Source organism: Streptomyces sp. F001, assembly GCF_004187715.1.
In the GTDB taxonomy this organism is placed as follows: domain Bacteria; phylum Actinomycetota; class Actinomycetes; order Streptomycetales; family Streptomycetaceae; genus Streptomyces; species Streptomyces flavusporus.
Map to the genome: position 1 here is coordinate 36615 of NZ_QZWF01000041.1, position 15749 is coordinate 52363.

At 69.9% G+C, this 15749-nt stretch carries 18 protein-coding genes and 1 pseudogene; 7 read left to right on the forward strand and 12 right to left on the reverse strand.

The genetic code is table 11. The annotated features are described in order from the left end of the window. Window positions 1–74 precede the first annotated feature (74 nt). From StrepF001_RS49040 to StrepF001_RS40465, 8 genes are all read right to left on the reverse strand, one after another. Window positions 75–305, reverse strand: a complete 231-nt coding sequence (locus StrepF001_RS49040; protein WP_129803059.1) for a hypothetical protein — start codon at window positions 303–305, stop codon at window positions 75–77. Continuing rightward, window positions 289–540, reverse strand: a complete 252-nt coding sequence (locus StrepF001_RS40435) for a DUF6400 family protein (protein WP_129803060.1) — start codon at window positions 538–540, stop codon at window positions 289–291. Before StrepF001_RS40435 ends, StrepF001_RS49040 begins: the two co-directional genes overlap by 17 nt. Window positions 541–581: 41 nt before the next feature. Further along, entirely contained in the window at window positions 582–1820 is a 1239-nt protein-coding gene (locus tag StrepF001_RS40440) for a glycerate kinase (RefSeq protein ID WP_129803061.1), read from the reverse strand. 11 nt (window positions 1821–1831) lie between these two features. Further along, entirely contained in the window at window positions 1832–3247 is a 1416-nt protein-coding gene (locus StrepF001_RS40445; protein WP_165396531.1) for an SLC13 family permease, read from the reverse strand. A 74-nt stretch (window positions 3248–3321) separates the two neighbouring features. Continuing rightward, a complete protein-coding gene (locus tag StrepF001_RS40450; RefSeq protein ID WP_129803062.1) occupies window positions 3322–3984 on the reverse strand; it encodes a response regulator transcription factor in 663 nt (220 codons plus the stop codon). Between the two features lie 31 nt (window positions 3985–4015). After that, a complete protein-coding gene (locus StrepF001_RS40455) occupies window positions 4016–5509 on the reverse strand; it encodes a HAMP domain-containing sensor histidine kinase (protein ID WP_165396535.1) in 1494 nt (497 codons plus the stop codon). Next, window positions 5439–5744 carry a small secreted hydrophilic protein gene (locus tag StrepF001_RS49045; RefSeq protein ID WP_129803063.1) on the reverse strand — a complete coding sequence of 102 codons (306 nt, stop codon included), beginning with the start codon at window positions 5742–5744 and terminating at the stop codon, window positions 5439–5441. The genes StrepF001_RS40455 and StrepF001_RS49045 overlap by 71 nt, the downstream gene beginning before the upstream one ends. A gap of 141 nt (window positions 5745–5885) precedes the next feature. After that, window positions 5886–6266: a helix-turn-helix domain-containing protein gene (locus tag StrepF001_RS40465; protein WP_129803064.1), complete on the reverse strand. Its 381-nt coding sequence runs from the start codon at window positions 6264–6266 to the stop codon at window positions 5886–5888. A 142-nt stretch (window positions 6267–6408) separates the two neighbouring features. Between StrepF001_RS40465 and StrepF001_RS40470 the strand changes: the two genes are divergently transcribed. Continuing rightward, window positions 6409–6816 (forward strand): RidA family protein, encoded by a 408-nt coding sequence (locus StrepF001_RS40470; protein ID WP_129803065.1) that lies wholly within the window; start codon window positions 6409–6411, stop codon window positions 6814–6816. Here the strand turns inward: StrepF001_RS40470 and StrepF001_RS49050 are convergent. Continuing rightward, complete coding sequence (locus tag StrepF001_RS49050) at window positions 6806–7165, reverse strand: hypothetical protein (RefSeq protein ID WP_240797928.1); 360 nt, start codon at window positions 7163–7165, stop codon at window positions 6806–6808. The genes StrepF001_RS40470 and StrepF001_RS49050 overlap by 11 nt on opposite strands. A gap of 38 nt (window positions 7166–7203) precedes the next feature. Between StrepF001_RS49050 and StrepF001_RS50330 the strand changes: the two are divergent. The 3 genes and pseudogenes from StrepF001_RS50330 to StrepF001_RS40480 all read left to right on the forward strand — a co-directional run. Beyond that, window positions 7204–7404, forward strand: a pseudogene (locus StrepF001_RS50330) (cytochrome P450); the annotation flags it as partial. Window positions 7405–7507: 103 nt separating this feature from the next. Beyond that, window positions 7508–7765, forward strand: coding sequence for a cytochrome P450 (locus StrepF001_RS50335; RefSeq protein ID WP_346657011.1), 258 nt, complete (start codon window positions 7508–7510; stop codon window positions 7763–7765). Between the two features lie 289 nt (window positions 7766–8054). Beyond that, window positions 8055–8792: a carbonic anhydrase gene (locus tag StrepF001_RS40480; protein WP_129803066.1), complete on the forward strand. Its 738-nt coding sequence runs from the start codon at window positions 8055–8057 to the stop codon at window positions 8790–8792. 10 nt (window positions 8793–8802) lie between these two features. Here StrepF001_RS40480 and StrepF001_RS40485 read toward each other — a convergent pair whose 3' ends face one another. Then, a complete protein-coding gene (locus tag StrepF001_RS40485; RefSeq protein ID WP_129803067.1) occupies window positions 8803–10020 on the reverse strand; it encodes an alginate lyase family protein in 1218 nt (405 codons plus the stop codon). A 187-nt stretch (window positions 10021–10207) separates the two neighbouring features. Here StrepF001_RS40485 and StrepF001_RS40490 point away from each other — a divergent pair, with 187 nt between their 5' ends. Continuing rightward, complete coding sequence (locus StrepF001_RS40490) at window positions 10208–11860, forward strand: GMC oxidoreductase (RefSeq protein WP_129803068.1); 1653 nt, start codon at window positions 10208–10210, stop codon at window positions 11858–11860. Window positions 11861–11909: 49 nt separating this feature from the next. On the opposite strand, the gene StrepF001_RS40495 is transcribed toward StrepF001_RS40490, so the two are convergent. Both StrepF001_RS40495 and StrepF001_RS40500 read right to left on the reverse strand, forming a co-directional pair. Further along, window positions 11910–12389, reverse strand: a complete 480-nt coding sequence (locus StrepF001_RS40495) for a carboxymuconolactone decarboxylase family protein (RefSeq protein WP_129803137.1) — start codon at window positions 12387–12389, stop codon at window positions 11910–11912. 9 nt (window positions 12390–12398) lie between these two features. After that, window positions 12399–13475 (reverse strand): dihydrodipicolinate reductase, encoded by a 1077-nt coding sequence (locus StrepF001_RS40500; RefSeq protein ID WP_129803069.1) that lies wholly within the window; start codon window positions 13473–13475, stop codon window positions 12399–12401. A gap of 288 nt (window positions 13476–13763) precedes the next feature. On the opposite strand from StrepF001_RS40500, the gene StrepF001_RS40505 reads away from it, so the two are divergent. Then, window positions 13764–14456: a GAF and ANTAR domain-containing protein gene (locus tag StrepF001_RS40505; RefSeq protein ID WP_129803138.1), complete on the forward strand. Its 693-nt coding sequence runs from the start codon at window positions 13764–13766 to the stop codon at window positions 14454–14456. A gap of 215 nt (window positions 14457–14671) precedes the next feature. Continuing rightward, a complete protein-coding gene (locus tag StrepF001_RS40510) occupies window positions 14672–15715 on the forward strand; it encodes a YihY/virulence factor BrkB family protein (protein WP_129803070.1) in 1044 nt (347 codons plus the stop codon). Window positions 15716–15749: the final 34 nt, after the last annotated feature.

Here is a 15749-nt window from a genome sequence, read left to right on the forward strand (position 1 = left end):
TCGGACAGCCGGAAGGTCCGTGAGGCGGCGGCGGAGCAGCACATCGGCGAACACGCTGCCCATGAGGGCGACGTTCAGAAGGGTCTGCCGCGCCTGCCGGGGCGGGTGTCCAGGGTCCAGGTGTGCGTGCAGTTCGGGCACTGGAGGTGTACCCGCGCGCCCTCGTTCGCTATGAGGTAGCGCCAGTGCACCAGGCAGTTGTGGCCCCCGGCGCACGGGGCGCAGTCGCGCGCGTCGTCACAACCGGGACAGGGCACCCAGGCCCGCCGGGCCCGGTCCGCCTGCGGGTCAATGGGGAGCCGCATCGCCCGTGTCCCGTCCCGGCAGCACGCCGGCCTCCACGAGCATGGCGTACATCCGCTCCTGGTCGGCGTCCAGACCGGAGTACAGCAGGGAACGGGCCGCCTCCTCCGACCGCAGCGCGGCGACGGGATCCCAGTGGGGCCCGAGCGCCGCCACCACCTCCGCCCGCCGCCGGGCCTCCTCCACGGTGAGGTCCAGCGTGAAGGTCACGAGGTCGGGGTCGGAGCGGTCATTCATGGTGCGGTGCTTTCGCAGGGAACGTACTGGCCGAGCCACGTCTACCAGAGCGGATCGCCGCGCGTGAAGCGAATGTGACTGAGGTCATCGGAGCCATGGGCCGTGGTTTCACCCCCGGACGCTCGCGTGTGAACCGGTAGCCGGGCCCCCAGCAGGATCATCCGCAGGGCGCGCTCGGTGGCGTCGGTGAGGAGTTCCGAGGCCCTTGCCAGTGCCTCGGCGAGGGCCATCGGTGCCGGGAGGATCGCGCTGCAGGCGTCCACGCCGGGCACGTCGTCGGCGCCCTCGCCGAGGGTTCCCGCCAGGGCGAGCACCGGACGTCCGTGCAGTTTGGCGCGGCGCGCCACCTCGGCGGGGACCTTGCCGCGGGGCGTCTGGTGGTCCAGGGCGCCCTCGGCGGTGACGACCAGGTCGGCGCGGGCGAGGCGGGCGTCCAGGTCGAGGTGGTCCAGCAGCACGTCGAAGCGGGGCAGCAGCCGGGCGCCGAGTGCGGCGAGGCCGGCGCCCAGGCCGCCCGAGGCGCCGGTGCCAGGGCCGTGGTGGAGGTCGGTGGTGGTGACGGCGAGGTCGCGGGTGAGGACGTCCGCCCAGTTCTCCAGGCCGGCCGACAGCTGCTCGACCTGCGCGGGCGTCGCCCCTTTCTGCGGTCCGAAGACACGGGCCACGCCCCGCTCACCGCACAGCACGTTGTACGGGTTGCAGGCGACGAGGAGTTCCACCTCTCTCACGCGGGGGTCCAGTCCGGACGGGTCGATACGGCTCAGCCGCGTCAACTCCCCTCCCCCGCACGGGAGTTCGCAGCCGTCGGCGTCCAGCAGCCGGGCGCCGAGCGCCTGCAGCACGCCGGCGCCCCCGTCGGACGTCCCCGAGTCGCCGCAGCCGATGAGGATCCGCCGTACGCCGGTGTCGAGTGCGGCGCGGATCAGCTCGCCGACGCCGTACGTCGTGGTGGCACCGGGATCGCGGCGAGCCAGGGGGACGAGGCTCAGGCCGGCGACCGCGGCCATCTCCACGACCGCCGTGTCCCGGGATCCGAGCAGCGCGAAGTGTGTGTCGACCGGCTCGCCGACCGGGCCCGTGGCGGGCAGTGCGACGAGCCGTCCGCCGGTCGCGGCCGACAGTGCGGCGGCCGTGCCCTCGCCGCCGTCGACCAGGGGAATCCGGTCGATCCAGGCGTCCGGCAGGACCCGGCGCACGCCTGCCGCGATGGCGTCGGCGGCGGCCTCGGCGGACAGGGACTCCTTGAAGCCGCTGGGGGCGACGACGACACGGGTCAGCATGGGACCAGCTCCTAACGGACGACGGGGACGCCGAGCAGCGGCCACACCGCGACGGCGAAGAGCAGGACGAGCGCGGCGGTCAGCGGTGCCAGGACGGCGGACAGCCGCAGCAGGTCGCGTGGGGTGTAGGTGGGAGTGCCGGGGATGTCGGCGAAGAGGGTGACCGGCTTCGCGCAGGCCGGAAGCGTGTGGCAGAAGCCGGCGGCTGCGGTGGAGGCCAGCGCGGCCGCGACCGGGTTGACTCCCGCGCCGACGGCGGCCGCCACCACCAGCGGAACCAGCACCGAGGAGCGGGCGGAGCGGGACTGCAGCACCAGATGGGCCGCCGTGCTGACCACGACCACGACGGTCAGGAACACCACCGGGGTGACGTCCGCGGGCAGCCCGGAGACCACCCACCGTGCCGCGCCCGAGTCGGCGAGCGCCACGCCCATGGCCATGGTCGCGGCCATGAACAGCAGCAGTGACCAGGGCACCGTCTTCAGGGCGTCCTTCAGCCGTACGGTGCCGAGGGCGGGCGAGGACGCCACGATCGCGCCGATCAACGCGACGACCGCGGGCGGCACCTGGTGCAGCGGCTCGCTGCACCACAGGACGACCACCGTGCCCAGCAGCAGGGCACAGCGCTTCTCGGCCTGGGTCCAGGGGCCGGTGACCGGGCTCTTGCTGTGCCCCTGGATCTCCTCGGCGGTGATGTGCACGGCAGCCCGGCGGTCCGCACGCCGCGTGGCGGTCAGCAGGACGGCTTCGGCGGCGAGGTGGGAGGAGGCCACGGCCAGGGGCAGCCCGAGCAGCAGCCACTGGGTGAAGCCGATCCGCTCGCCGGCCGCCTCCCACAGCACCGACACGGTGATCAGGTGTGCTCCGGCGCCGATCAGCGTCGCCACCGCCGACAACAGGATCACCGTGGGAAACAGCAACGCCAGCATCACGACCAGGCGCCTGCGGTCGGCGAGCGCCTTGGCGAGGGCGAGGAACACCGGCAGGGCGAGCGCGGCCCGGCCCGATGTGGCCGGCACCGCGAACGCCGTGACGACCAGCGCCGCCGTCGTCAGGTGCACCAACTGGCGCACGGTGCGCGCCCCGCCCACCAGGAACGCCGCCGCCCGGCCCGCGATCCCGGTCCGGGTCACCGCCGCGGCCAGGACGAAGGCACAGATCAGCAGCCACACGGTCGGGTCACCGAGCGTGCCGAACAGCGTGTCGCTGCTGATCACCCCGGTCACCGTCAGCGCGAGCCCGGCGCCGAGCGCGATGTAGGTGTCGTCGACCGGCGTACCGATCCAGGCGCAGGCCGCCAGGGCGAACACGGCGAGGGTGAGGCGGGCCTGTCCGCTCAGGCCGGGGAAGTTGTCGGGGACCGCGAGCAGCGCGCACAGCGACAGCGCCGCGCAAAGGGCTGCGGTCGGACGGAGGTTCAGGGTCACGTCATCGAGAATTCACGCGGCCGGTGAGTGGGCAATGAGCCTCGGATGAAGGAAACCTCACGCACACGCCGGCCTCATACCGGCAGTCGGTACCCCATCCCGCGGACCGTCTCCACCGCTTGCGCACCCAGCTTCTTGCGCAGCGCCCGCACGTACACGTCCACGATGTTGGACCCGGGATCGAAGTCGTACCCCCACACGTGGGACAGGATCTGCTCGCGGGACAGGACCTGCCCCGGATGCCTCAGGAACAGCTCCAGCAGCACGAATTCACGGGCCGTCAGATCGACGGTCCGCTCCCCCGCCCGGGCCCGGCGGGTACGCAGGTCCAGGGTGAGCGAGCCCGAGCGCAGCACCGTCACCTCGGGTGCCCTGGCCGCCGTACGCAGCCTGAGCCGCACCCGTGCAAGCAGCTCTTCGAAACGGAACGGCTTGGTCATCCAGTCGTCGGCGCCGCCCTCCAGACCGGCCACGGTGTCGCGTACGGAGTCCCGCGCGGTCAGCACGATCACCGGGACCGTCACCCGGGCTTCGCGCAGCTCGCGCAGGACGGTGAAGCCGTCCCGGCCGGGCAGGCCGATGTCGAGGACGACCAGGTCGAAGCCGCCGGTCAGGGCGTACTCGTAGGCCGTGTCGCCGTCCCCGACAACGGTGGTGGTGAAGCCGCCTGCGCGCAGGCCCTTCTCGACGAAGGAGGCGATGCGTTCCTCGTCCTCGACGATGAGAATGCGGTTCACGTGCGTACCTCTGCCGCTTTCCGGGTGCCGTTCACGGGCATGCCTCTTCCAGGGTGAGTACGAAGGTGGCGCCGCCGCCCTCGGTGGCGTGCAGCCGTACGCGGCCGCCGTGCGCCTCGGCGATCGCGCGGACGATGGACAGTCCGAGCCCGGCACCGGAGCCGCGGGCGCCGCGGCGTGCGGTGCCGCGCCGGAACCGTTCGAAGATGACCTCGGTGTCCTGCGACTGGACGCCGGGTCCGCAGTCGGCGACATACAGCTCCACGCGCGGGCCGTCGGTGCGCGAGCCGATGCGGATGGTCTGACCGGGCGCGGTGTGCTGCACGGCGTTCTGCGCGAGCTGCACCATCGCCTGCGTGATGCGCTGGGGGTCCAGTTCGGCCTCGCGGTCGGCGACTTCGGCGAGCTGCCAGTCGCGGTCGCCGAGCGTGCGGGCCTTGACGTAGACGTCGGCGGTGAGCTCGGCCAGCTGGACCGGCTCGGGGGTGACGAAGTCGGGGCGCTCGGCCTTGGCGAGGAGCAGCAGGTCCTCCACGATGCGGCTCATCCGGTCCAGCTCGTCGGTGACCAGACGCAGGGTCTCCTCACGCTCGGCCGGGTCGTCGCCCATCAGTTCCAGGTGGCCGCGCACGATGGTGATCGGCGTGCGCAGCTCGTGCCCGGCGTCGTCGACGAACTCGCGCTGGGCCGCGAAGGCGCGCTCCAGCCGGTCGAGCATCGCGTTGAACGTCTCGGCGAGCGCGGCCACGTCGTCCCGGCCGCGCACCGGGATGCGCCGGGTGAGGTCCTGCTCGGTGAGCTGCGCGGCAGCCGTACGGACCAGTCGTACGGGCTTCAGGATCCGTCCGGCGACGACCCAGCCGATGCCGGTGGTCAGCACGAGGGCGACTCCGGAGATCGCGAGCAGTATGCGGAACACCGCGTTCGCGCGCTGCCGTTCGCGCTCGGGGTGGAAGGCGACGACGAACGCGGCGTCCGGTTCGCTGCCGGGCCGGGCGACGGCGACCTTGGCCCAGCGGATCTCGCCCGACGGCCGGTGCAGGGTGCCGGTGGAGCCGGGCGCCTCGAAGATCCGGCGCCGGGCGCCGGCGTCCTCGTACAGGGGCACGGCGACGGGAATGTCACGCGGCTGGAAGATCTGCGCGGGGCCGCGGTCCGACCGGCCCACCAGCCCGATCAGTTCCTCGTCGGGGTCGGCGTTCTGCCGCTCCAGGAAGACCCTCAGCAGCCGGGCCGGATCGGTGAACGGGCGGCCGGTCGCCGGATCGACGCCCCGCTCCACGAAGTTGGTGAACTCGCCCGCCTCCTGGGCCAGCAGACCGTTGATCCGGTGGTGTGCGTCCCGCAGCAGGATCGAGCGCGTGGTCGTGGCGACCGAGGCCAGCGCGACCGCCATGACGAGCAGCAGCCACAGCACGATCCGGACGCGGGCGGAGACCCGCCTGCGCCGTCCGTCAGCCGTCGTCGGCTCCGTCGTCCCCGGCCGGGTGGTCTGCGGAGGGTCGGCTGCGGTCGTCATCGTCATCGTCGTCATCCGCGGGGCTGTCGGTCACTTCGGGCCTCGGGACCGCCTCGTCACTCGGGGTCGGCCCGGGCCGCGTGGGCGTGGGCGTGGCCATGGGGGAACCACTGTCCAGGTCCACCTGGGAGGGAACCTCCAAAGGGCGCGGACTGTCTGCGAGAGCGAAACTGGTCGCGGCGATACCGGCGGGAATCACCACAACCGCGGCGAGGGCCGCCAACCGACGAGAGAAGACCATGCGTCCGATCCTGCGGCCGGCACCGGGCGGGCAGGATGAGCGCCGGATGAGGAATTCTTCATCCACGCCCGACCACACCGGCATCTCATCGAGCTCTCCCACCCTTCCGGCCACTGCGGCCCTGCTGCCTCCCTGCACACATCAGGCCTCGAAGCGGCGGCGGGAGGCCTCGATGTGACCGAGGTACTGGTGGGTCCAGTCGCACATCCCATGGACCAGCTCTCGCAGAGCTCGGCCCGGCTCGGTGAGGGTGTACTCGACCCGCGGCGGCACGGTGGGGTGCACGCACCGCTCAACCAGGCCGTTGCGCTCCAGCATGCGCAGGTTCTGGGTGAGCATCTTGTGGCTGACGCCCTCGATCTCGTTCCGCAGCTCGCTGAAGCGCAGCGTGCGGTCACCCAGGGCGTCGATGATCAGGAGCGCCCACTTGTTGGCTACGTCCGAGAAGATCTCCCGCGCCAAGGAGTCCGCGCGCGTCAGGTCTGCATCCGCGGGCGAGCCCCTGAACTGCTTGGTCACCATCCGGTTCCCCAGTCACTGAAAAGTGCGTTCTTCCATGTCAGCAGCAACTCTCCTACGGTTCCTGAGTAACCACAAGAGAGCACACGCTTCCTGGATCGGTGGAAGCGAGCCCACGGGCTCTCATGCCAAGGAGGCAGACAGCATGTCCATCACCCTGGTGAACCCCAGCGGACTGCCCGAGATCGACGCCTACCGGCAGGTGTCGATCGCGACCGGATCGAAGCTGGTCTTCATCGCCGGGCAGGTCGCCTGGGATGCCGACGGGGTCACGGTCGGCGAAGGTGACCTCGCCGCTCAGGTCGAGCAGTGCTACCTCAACATCGGCACCGCCCTGGCCGAGGTCGGTGCTTCCTTCGACGACGTGGCGAAGCTGACCGTCTACGTCGTCGACTGGACCCCCGACAAGATGCCCCTCTTCTTGGAAGGGGCCGCACGGGCGGCCGCGAAGCTGGGAGTCACCCCGGTACCGCCGGGCACGCTGCTGGGCGTGGCAGCACTGGACGTACCCGACCATTTGGTCGAGGTCGAGGCGACCGCGGTCATCGACTGAGCAGCAGCGCGGCGAGACGACCACCGCCGTCGACGCCTGGACGCCGGGCCACATCCTCGATGTGCGCGAGGCGATGGTCAAACTCTCGCTCGACATGCTCGCCAAGACCGTCTTCTCGGGCAGCCTTGACGAGCAGACGTTCCGTCGGCTGCGCCAGGACCTGTCCGTGGTGATGAACGGCGTCGGCGCGCGCATCATGCTGCCCGACTGGATCGAGCGACTGCCGCTGCCGTTCAACCGCCGCTTCACCGAGGCGCGCGATGCCGTACGGGCAACCATCGATCGGGCGGTGGCCGAACTGCAGGCATCCGGACACGACTCCGGGGACATGCTCTCCTGTCGAGCTCACGAGACGAGGAGACCGGGCAGCAACCGAGCGGTAGCCAGATCTGTTCCGAGGCCCTCACCTTGGCGGTGGCGGGCACGGAGACCACGGCTTCGGTGCTGTACGAGCTTGCACGCCATCCCGACATCGAGGCACCTGTCCTGGACGAACTGGACGCCGTGCTGGGTGACGAGCCCGTGACCTTCGACGCCGTCACCCGGCTTCCGTACTCGGACCGGGTCGTCAAGGAAGCCCCGCGGCTGCACCACACCGGATGGCTCGTCACGCGCCGCGCCCTCACCGAAACCCGTCTCGGGCCCTGGACAGTGCCCCGCGGGAACCGAACTGGCCCACTGCCAGCACGCGTTGCACCGCGATCCCGCGCTCTTCCCCGACCCCCTCACCTTCGACCCCGACCGGTGGTCGGACGACGAACAGACGCTGCCGCCCGGGGCATTCCTGCCCTTCGGTGCAGGCAAGCACAAGTGCATCGGGGACAGGTTCGCGCTCACCGAGCTGATCACCGCCATCGCAACGATCGTCCGGCGGGTACGCCTCGAACTCGCACCGGACCAGACGGTGCGTCCCATCGCCCGGCCACGGTACGGCCCCGGACCTTGCTGATGACCGTACGGTCCCGCCGGGACGCCGCGCTCCCCGGGGCCTGACAGGAACGGCGTTCGCACCACACCCGGGTGTTGCTGCACTCTGCGCGGCAACACCCGGGCTTCGTCGTCTCCGGTCAGCCTTGTGCATCGGCACCTGGAACAACAGGCTCCGATCGTCCGAGTTACAAGACACCCCCTGCACCCCACCAAACACAGACCAACCCGCGGCCAAGAAATCTCCATGCCGGTTCATGATTCAGTAGCGTGAACGAGCGGGCGCCGGACTCGGGCATACGTTCTGCGCCGTGAACTCCGATTCCACTCCCCGCAGAGCCGCCGCGGTGACTCCCGCCCGCCGTGCTCTCCTGCGCACCGCACTGACCGGTGCCGCCGTCCTCGGTGCAGGCTTCGCCGTGGCCTCCCCCGCATCCGCCGCCTCCTCGACCGCGCGACCGCGTCCCAGTACTCCCGGCCAGGCCTTGCGGGAGCTGGCGGCGGGCAATGTGCGGTGGCGCACCTGTCGTGAGCAGCATCCGGACGAGACGCCCGCCGTCCGTCAGGCGCTGACGTCGGGTCAGCATCCCTTCGCGGTGGTGCTCGGGTGTGTCGATTCCCGTGTTCCTCCGGAGCTGGTCTTCGACCAGGGCCTCGGGGATCTGCTCACCGTGCGCACGGCCGGTGAGGTGCTGGACGAGGCCGTGCTCGGCAGCGTCGCGTACGGGGTGCTCGAACTGGCGATACCGCTGGTCCTGGTGCTCGGCCACCAGTCGTGCGGTGCCGTGCGGGCCGCCGTGGACGCCGACGAGTCCGGGGAGCCGCTGCCCGCCCACATCCAGTACCTCACCGACCAGATAGCACCGGCCATAGACCACACCAAGGAGGGCGACGCCCGCGTCGACGCGGCGATCGACGCGAACGTACGGCTCGTCCGTTCACGGCTGGCGGCCGAGCCCGATCTCGCCGCCAAGGTGAGCACCGGTCAACTCGCCATCGTCGGTGCCCGTTACGAGCTGACCAGCCAGGTGGTGCACCACATCACCTGACCTGACCGCTTCAGTTGGGGTTGTCGCCGTGTGTGAGCGTCTCCCAGGCCACGAACAGGTTGTTGCTGCCGGCCGGGCGGTTCCGCTCGGTCAGTGCCTGGGTGTTGGTCATGGCGTGGCCGAGCCGGTTGTGCATCGCGTTGTAGCCGACCTCGGTCACCGGGCCGAGTCCGAGGTGCAGGGAACCGCGGCACAGCCAGGCCGGGACGGCCGCGCCCAGTTCGTACTTGGCCTGGAAGCCGAGCGCGTGCCGCAGCCGTTCGCCGACGTCGGTGCCGTACAGGTCCTGGCCCTGGATCCGGCTGGTCTCGGCGACGTGCGAGATCGCGGAGATGCCGTATCCCGTGTGCGTGAAGTCCCGGCAGGTCTCCTGGGTGAGGCCGGTGACGAAGGTGGACTGGCCCTGCCAGTAGTTGACGATCTTCTCACGGGTGTTGAGGTTCTGGCTGGGGACGGTCTTCGGCAGTTCCCCGTCGGAGGCGAGGTAGACGTAGGCGGCCGTGCGGGTGCGGAACTTCGCCATCGCCTTGTCGTACGACGCCTTGTCCTCGAGGAAGACGGAGATGCCGATCGCGGCCTCCATCATCGACAGTTCCCAGTTCCCGTTGGAGTTGGACCCGTTGATGATCTCGGGCAGGTAGACGTTCCGCAGCATGGTGGCGAAGCGGCCGGAGTTGGCCCAGGTGCCGGTGTACGTGTACTTGATGATCTCGGCGGCCTTCGGCCAGGAGGAGCCGGCCCAGCCGGTCTGCAGGGGTGCGTTGCTGTTGGTGTGGTCCTGGATCACGGCCGACCAGGCGTCCATCAGCTCGATGGCCTTCTTCGCGTGCCGCTCGTCGCGGGTGATGTACCAGGCGAGCGCGTGGGTGTAGGCGGCGATCGCGTCCTCGCGCTCGTCGGTGCAGCCGTTGTTGGGGTTGGAGTACGAGCCGCACTCGACGATCGCGCGGGGTTTGGGCGTGCGGTTCAGGTCGGCGTACTTGCTCGCCGTCATCCGGTCGAAGGCGCCCTTCCAGGGCTGGGCACCGGAATTGACTTTGTTTCGGGTGAAGTCCAACTGGCTCCGGGAGACGGTCACTCCGGGGTGGACGAAGGTGGCCGGGGCTGCGTCGGCGTGGGGTGCGCCGGGCCAGGTGAGCAGTCCCGCCACGAGAGCGGCGGTGGTGGCTCCCAGGGTGAGGAGGGACGCACGGAACTTGCGGCGGTGTCGGGCGGGGGCGTGTGACATGCGAGTCCGTTCTTCTATGTGAACGACAGGTGGGGGGCTGAACACGCGCGCTGCCGAGACCATAGGTACGGACCAACCCCTCGTCAAGGGGTGAAGAAAGAAAGCAAGTTACCTTCGGGTGTGTCGTGACTTATCGCGCAAGTGGCAGTAAAACCCGCTTCGACCACTCGAAGCAGAGGAGTGCTGTATGAGCGCTGACCTCCAGAACAGAGGCCATCACAGAGGGAGTTCCCGCCGTCGATTCATCATTGGAACCGGTTCTGTTCTTGGTGCGGCTGCGATCGGGAGCAGCAACATTCCCACTTCCGCCTCGGCGGCTGCGTCCCGAAGCAGCAGCGCCGTCATCGCACCGGATGCCCGCGTTCCCGCCCTGGTGATCGGCAGTGGATACGGCGGCTCGGTCGCCGCACTGCGGCTCGCTCAGGCGGGCGTCGACGTCCACATCGTCGAGATGGGAATGGCCTGGGACACCCCGGGCCCGGACGGCAAGATCTTCGCCAACACGACCAGTCCCGACTACCGGTCCTTCTGGCTGCGCACCCGCACCAGACAACCCCTGAGCAACTTCCTGGGCTATCCGCTCGACAAGGACGTACCTCGCTACACCGGAATCCTGGACGCCGAGGACATGGGCGGGATCATCGTCTATCAGGGACGTGGTGTCGGTGGCGGGTCACTGGTCAACGGCGGTATGGCCGTCACGCCGAAACGGGAGAACTTCGGTGCCGTCCTGCCCTCGGTCGACGCCGACGAGATGTACGACGTGTACTACCCGCGCGCCAACACCGGCCTCGGCGTCAGCACCATCGACCCGGCATGGTTCGAGACCGCCGCGTGCTACCAGTACGCCCGCGTCGGCCGAAAGCACGCCGAGCGTTCCGGTTTCCCTTTCCTTTTCGTGCCCGACGTCTACGACTGGGAGTACATGAAGCAGGAAGCCGCCGGTACGGTCCCCCGGTCGGCGCTGGCCGGAGAGATCCTGTACGGCAACAACCACGGGAAGAAAACCCTGCAGAAAACCTATCTCGCCCAGGCCAGAGCCACAGGAAAGGTCACCGTCTCGCCCCTGCACCGCGTCACGACGGTCACTCCCGCAGCCACCGGCGGCTACCTGGTCGGCATCGAGCAACTCGACACCACCGGCGCCGTCACGGCGACGAAGACGGTGACCGCGGACCGCGTCTTCTTCGCCGCCGGCAGCGTGGGAACCAGCAAACTGCTGGTCCGGCTGAAAGCAACCGGTGCGCTGCCCGGGCTGAACGGCGAGGTCGGCAAGGGCTGGGGCGACAACGGCAACGTCATGTGCGGGCGCGCCAACCACATGTGGGATCCGACCGGCGCCCTGCAGTCCGCCATTCCCACCGCCGGAATCGACAACTGGGCCGCGGGCGGGGCATTCGCGGAAGTCGCCCCGCTGCCCACGGGAATCGAGACCTACGCCTCGTTCTATCTGTCGATCACCAAGAACCCGCACCGCGCGCATTTCTCCTGGAACGCGGCGAGCGGGAAAGTGGAGCTGAACTGGCAGACGGCCTGGAAACAGCCGTCCATCGACATGGCCAGGTCCATATTCGACCGGATCAACGCCAAAGAGGGGACGATCTACCGGACCGATCTCTTCGGCGCGTACAAGATCTGGGGCGACCACCTCACGTACCACCCTCTGGGCGGTGCGGTGCTCAGCAAGGCGACGGACAACTACGGCCGTCTGCACGGCCATTCGGGTCTCTACGTCATCGACGGTTCGCTGATCCCCGGCAACACGAGCGTCAATCCCTTCGTCACCATCACGGCGCTCGCCGAACGGAACATCGAAGAGATCATCGCCGCTGATCTGTGATCGTCCCGGCTTCCGGCGAGCCGAGGTCCCCGCGTGGCCTCGGCTCGCCTCACGGCCGGGGCAGGACGCAGACCGTGTCGAGCCCGAGCACATGGTTGAGCCGGCCGAACGCCAGCCACGACCCGATGCTCATGCTCAACTCCACGATCTCGGCCTGGCTGTAGTGCGCCGTCATCCGGCTCCAGAACTCCTCGTCGAGGTGGTGATGGTCCACGGCGTAGCGTTCGGCGTACTCGGCGGCCAGCCGGGTCCGTTCGTCGAAGGAGTCCGTGGTGCGCCAGGAGGCGACAGCCTCGGCGAAGTCCTCGCCGACCTTCCGTCCGTCCCGCTCGGTGCGCCAGTCCAGGCAGAAGGCGCAGCCGTTGATCTGCGCGATGCGCAGCCGCGCGGCCTCGAACTCGTTCAGGCCCAGGGTCGTGTGGGCGTACACGGCCAGCGAGAAGTTCGATGCGGCCGTGCCGATGTCGGGGACCATCTCGCCCCACACGTACGGGATGGGGTCCGCTCCGTCAGGGATGTCGATGCGCAGGGTCACCGCTCAGGTCCTTCCCAGTCGGCCGGCTGCCGGGCGCAGCGGGACGTCGAGTGCGTCATAGAGGCCGGGCTTGGCCTCGGTGAGCCAGTCGATGGCGTTCACCAGCCGGCCGACGGCGGTGGCATTGCCGCCCGCCGACCGGTTCTCGCCCTCGTCGGTCGCCGTGACGGTGACCTCGATGCGGGGCCGGCCCTCGATGATCACCCGGTGTGCTCCCGCACCGCCGTCGGGAGGTGCGGGCCAGTCCGGGGCACAGGAGGCGTGGATGCGGGTGACGTGTTCGATGACGATACGGGGCCGGCCGTCGACGATGCCCTGCACCTCGAAGCGCACCGCGCCCTGGGTACCGGCCTCGAACTCCCCCATCGTCGGGGTGGTGACGGTGGTTTCGAGCGCGCGTCGCTCCAGCGTCTCGCGTATCTCGTCGAGTTCGACGCCGAGCGCCTTGGCCATCATGCGGATCTGCCCGCCCCACACCATCGTCGGCACGCTCTCGGCGAGCATGAGCGGCTGGTAGTCCATCGGGCGGCCCATGCCCACCAGATTCCGTACGGATTCCTCTTGTTCGTAGGTGGAGTAGTCGAAGATCTCCTGGCAGCGGACCGCGTCGATGCGCGAGCCGAGTCCGCTGATCAGCAGGGGCAACGTGTCGTTCGCCCAGCCGGGGTCCACCCCGGACACGAACAGCGACCCGCCGCCGGCCGAGACGGCCTCCAGCAGCGGGTCCCTGATCTCGGGCGGGGCGCCCCGCACGTCGTACATCCCGTACACCGACGCAGTGACGACCACCGCCCCGGCCCGAACGGCTCGACCGATGTCCGCCAGCGCCCCGTCCGGCCGTATGTCACCCGACGCCGCGTACACCACGGCGCGCGGCCCGGCCGCGAGAACCGACGTCACGTCATCGGTCGCCGACACCCCGAGGCGCCGCCCCAGCCCGCCCAGATCGCCCGCGTCCCGGCCGACCTTGGCGGGGTCGGCCACCAGCACGGCCGCAAGATCCAGCGCCGGATGCGCGTCGACCGCGCGGATGGCCGCACGGCCGACATTCCCCGTACCCCACACAACCGTGGAAATCATGGGCGGAGGGTAACGAGACGACGCAAAGGTTCCCAGAGTCGTGCACGGATTCCGTCCGGGCCTTTTGCGCCACGCCCGCAGACACGGGAGCGAGCGTGCGCGGCGGTCATGATCGCCGTACCGAACAGGGCCGCGGCCGAGCGGTACGCTGCGACTAGGGCGGCCGGGTCGGCGCTCTGGCCGGCGTGAGCAGTTGGGTTCCGGTGGCCGGGCCCGACGGGCCGGTCCCGACGATCGACGTTCGGCCTCCTCCCGCAGCGAAGGTACGAGGAGCGGACGGTGGACGCGATGGAGTGGCGTGAGTTCGCCGAACAGATGGCGGGGCTCGCCCGCCACCTGCTGGCGCAGAACTCCCCGCAGGACACGCTGGACGAGATCGCCTCGAGTGCCGTCGAGCTGATCGAGGGATGCGAGGCGGCGGGTGTTCTCGCCCTGCGCAAGGGGCGCGCGGTGACCCTCTCCGCGTGCGGGGAGATGGTGAAGGAGTCCGACCGGCTGCAGGGCGAACTGGGTGAGGGCCCCTGTTTTGACGCCGCCCGGCGCAGCGACGGCGAGCGGTTGTTCCGCATCACCGACATGACGAAGCCGCAGCCGCACTGGCCGCGTTTCGCACCGGCGGCCCGGCAGCTGGGCGTGGGCAGCATGCTCGGCTTCCTGCTCTACACGCTGGAGGAGGACTTCGGCGCCCTGAACTTCTACTCCTCCCGTCCGGGAGCCTTCGGTCCGGAGAGCGAGACGGCCGGCTGGCTGCTCGCCTCCCATGCCGCCGTCGCCCTGGCCAATGCCCGCACGGTGGACCAGCTGGAGCACGCCCTGGACACCCGTCATGCGATCGGCGAGGCGATGGGCATCCTGCGGGAGCGCCATCACCTCAGCGAGGAAGAAGCCTTCGACGTGCTGCGCCGCATCTCCCAGACGCACAACGTCAAGCTCCGCGACGTGGCCCAGTCCATCCGCGCCAAGGCCGTCCCGGAAAGCTGACCGAGGCCGATCGGCGACCTTTCAACGGGGGTACGCGGAGGGAACACGAAGCCGGCGCCGCGGATTCGGCTTCGTGAGGTGTCGTGGTTCGGACCAGAGCCACGACACCGCTCGGAGCCGCTCGGCGCCGACGTCACGGCTCGCCATCGTCCGTCACTCTCCGCAGCCCGCCCGACGGCCGACTGAAGTACGGGGCCGAGGGTTACTCGGCACGCATGACGAAGCTCCATCTTCCTGGGCGAAAGGATCACGGCGACCGGAGTCCGGCGCCGGAGGAGGCCGGGCCGGGGCCGGAGGTGGACCGGGCAGCACCGGATACGCCGACGCACCTGCCGAAGCGGTCGTGGGGTGCGGTGCTGAAGGGAAGCCTGCGGGAGTTCAAGGACGACGAGCTGACCGACCGCGCGGCGGCGCTGACCTACTACGGCGTGCTGTCGCTGTTCCCGGCGCTGCTGGTGCTGGTGTCACTGCTGGGCATCGCCGGTCCGTCGGTCACGGACAAGGTGCTGGACAACGTCCGGCAGCTCGCGCCGGGGCCGGCCCGGGACATCATCGTCCGGGCCGTGGAGCAACTGCAGAACACCGCCGGCACCGGCACCATCGTGGCCGTCGTCGGCCTGGTGCTGGCGGTGTGGTCCGCGTCGGGCTATGTGGCGGCTTTCATGCGCGCCGCGAACGCCGTCTACGACATTCCCGAGGGACGTCCGGCGTGGAAGGTCCTGCCCATCCGCGTGACACTGACCGTCGTCCTGATGGTGCTGGCCGTGATCAGCTCGCTGATCGTGGTCTTCACCGGCGGTCTGGCCCGCCGGGCCGGGGACATCATCGGCCTCGGGGACACCGCCTTGACGGTGTGGTCGATCGCCAAGTGGCCCGTGCTGGTCCTCCTGGTCACGTTCATGATCGCGATCCTGTACCGGGCGAGCCCCAACGCCAAGGTGAAGGGCTGGCGGTGGATCACCCCGGGCAGCTTCCTCGCCCTCGTGATCTGGCTGATCGCCTCCGCCGGCTTCGCGTTCTACGTCGCCAACTTCGGCTCGTACAACAAGACGTACGGGACCATGGCCGGCGTCATCGTCTTCCTGATCTGGCTGTGGATCTCCAATCTGGCGATCCTGCTGGGCCTGGAGGTCGATGCCGAGATCGCACGCCAGCGGGCCATCGTCGGCGGGCACCCGCCCGACGCCGAGCCCTACATCGAGCCACGCGACACCCGGGCCTGGGACGAGGCCGACCGGCGCCGGGTGGACGACACATGACCGGCCGTGCCTTTCGGCGGTGCCCGGGGGCCGC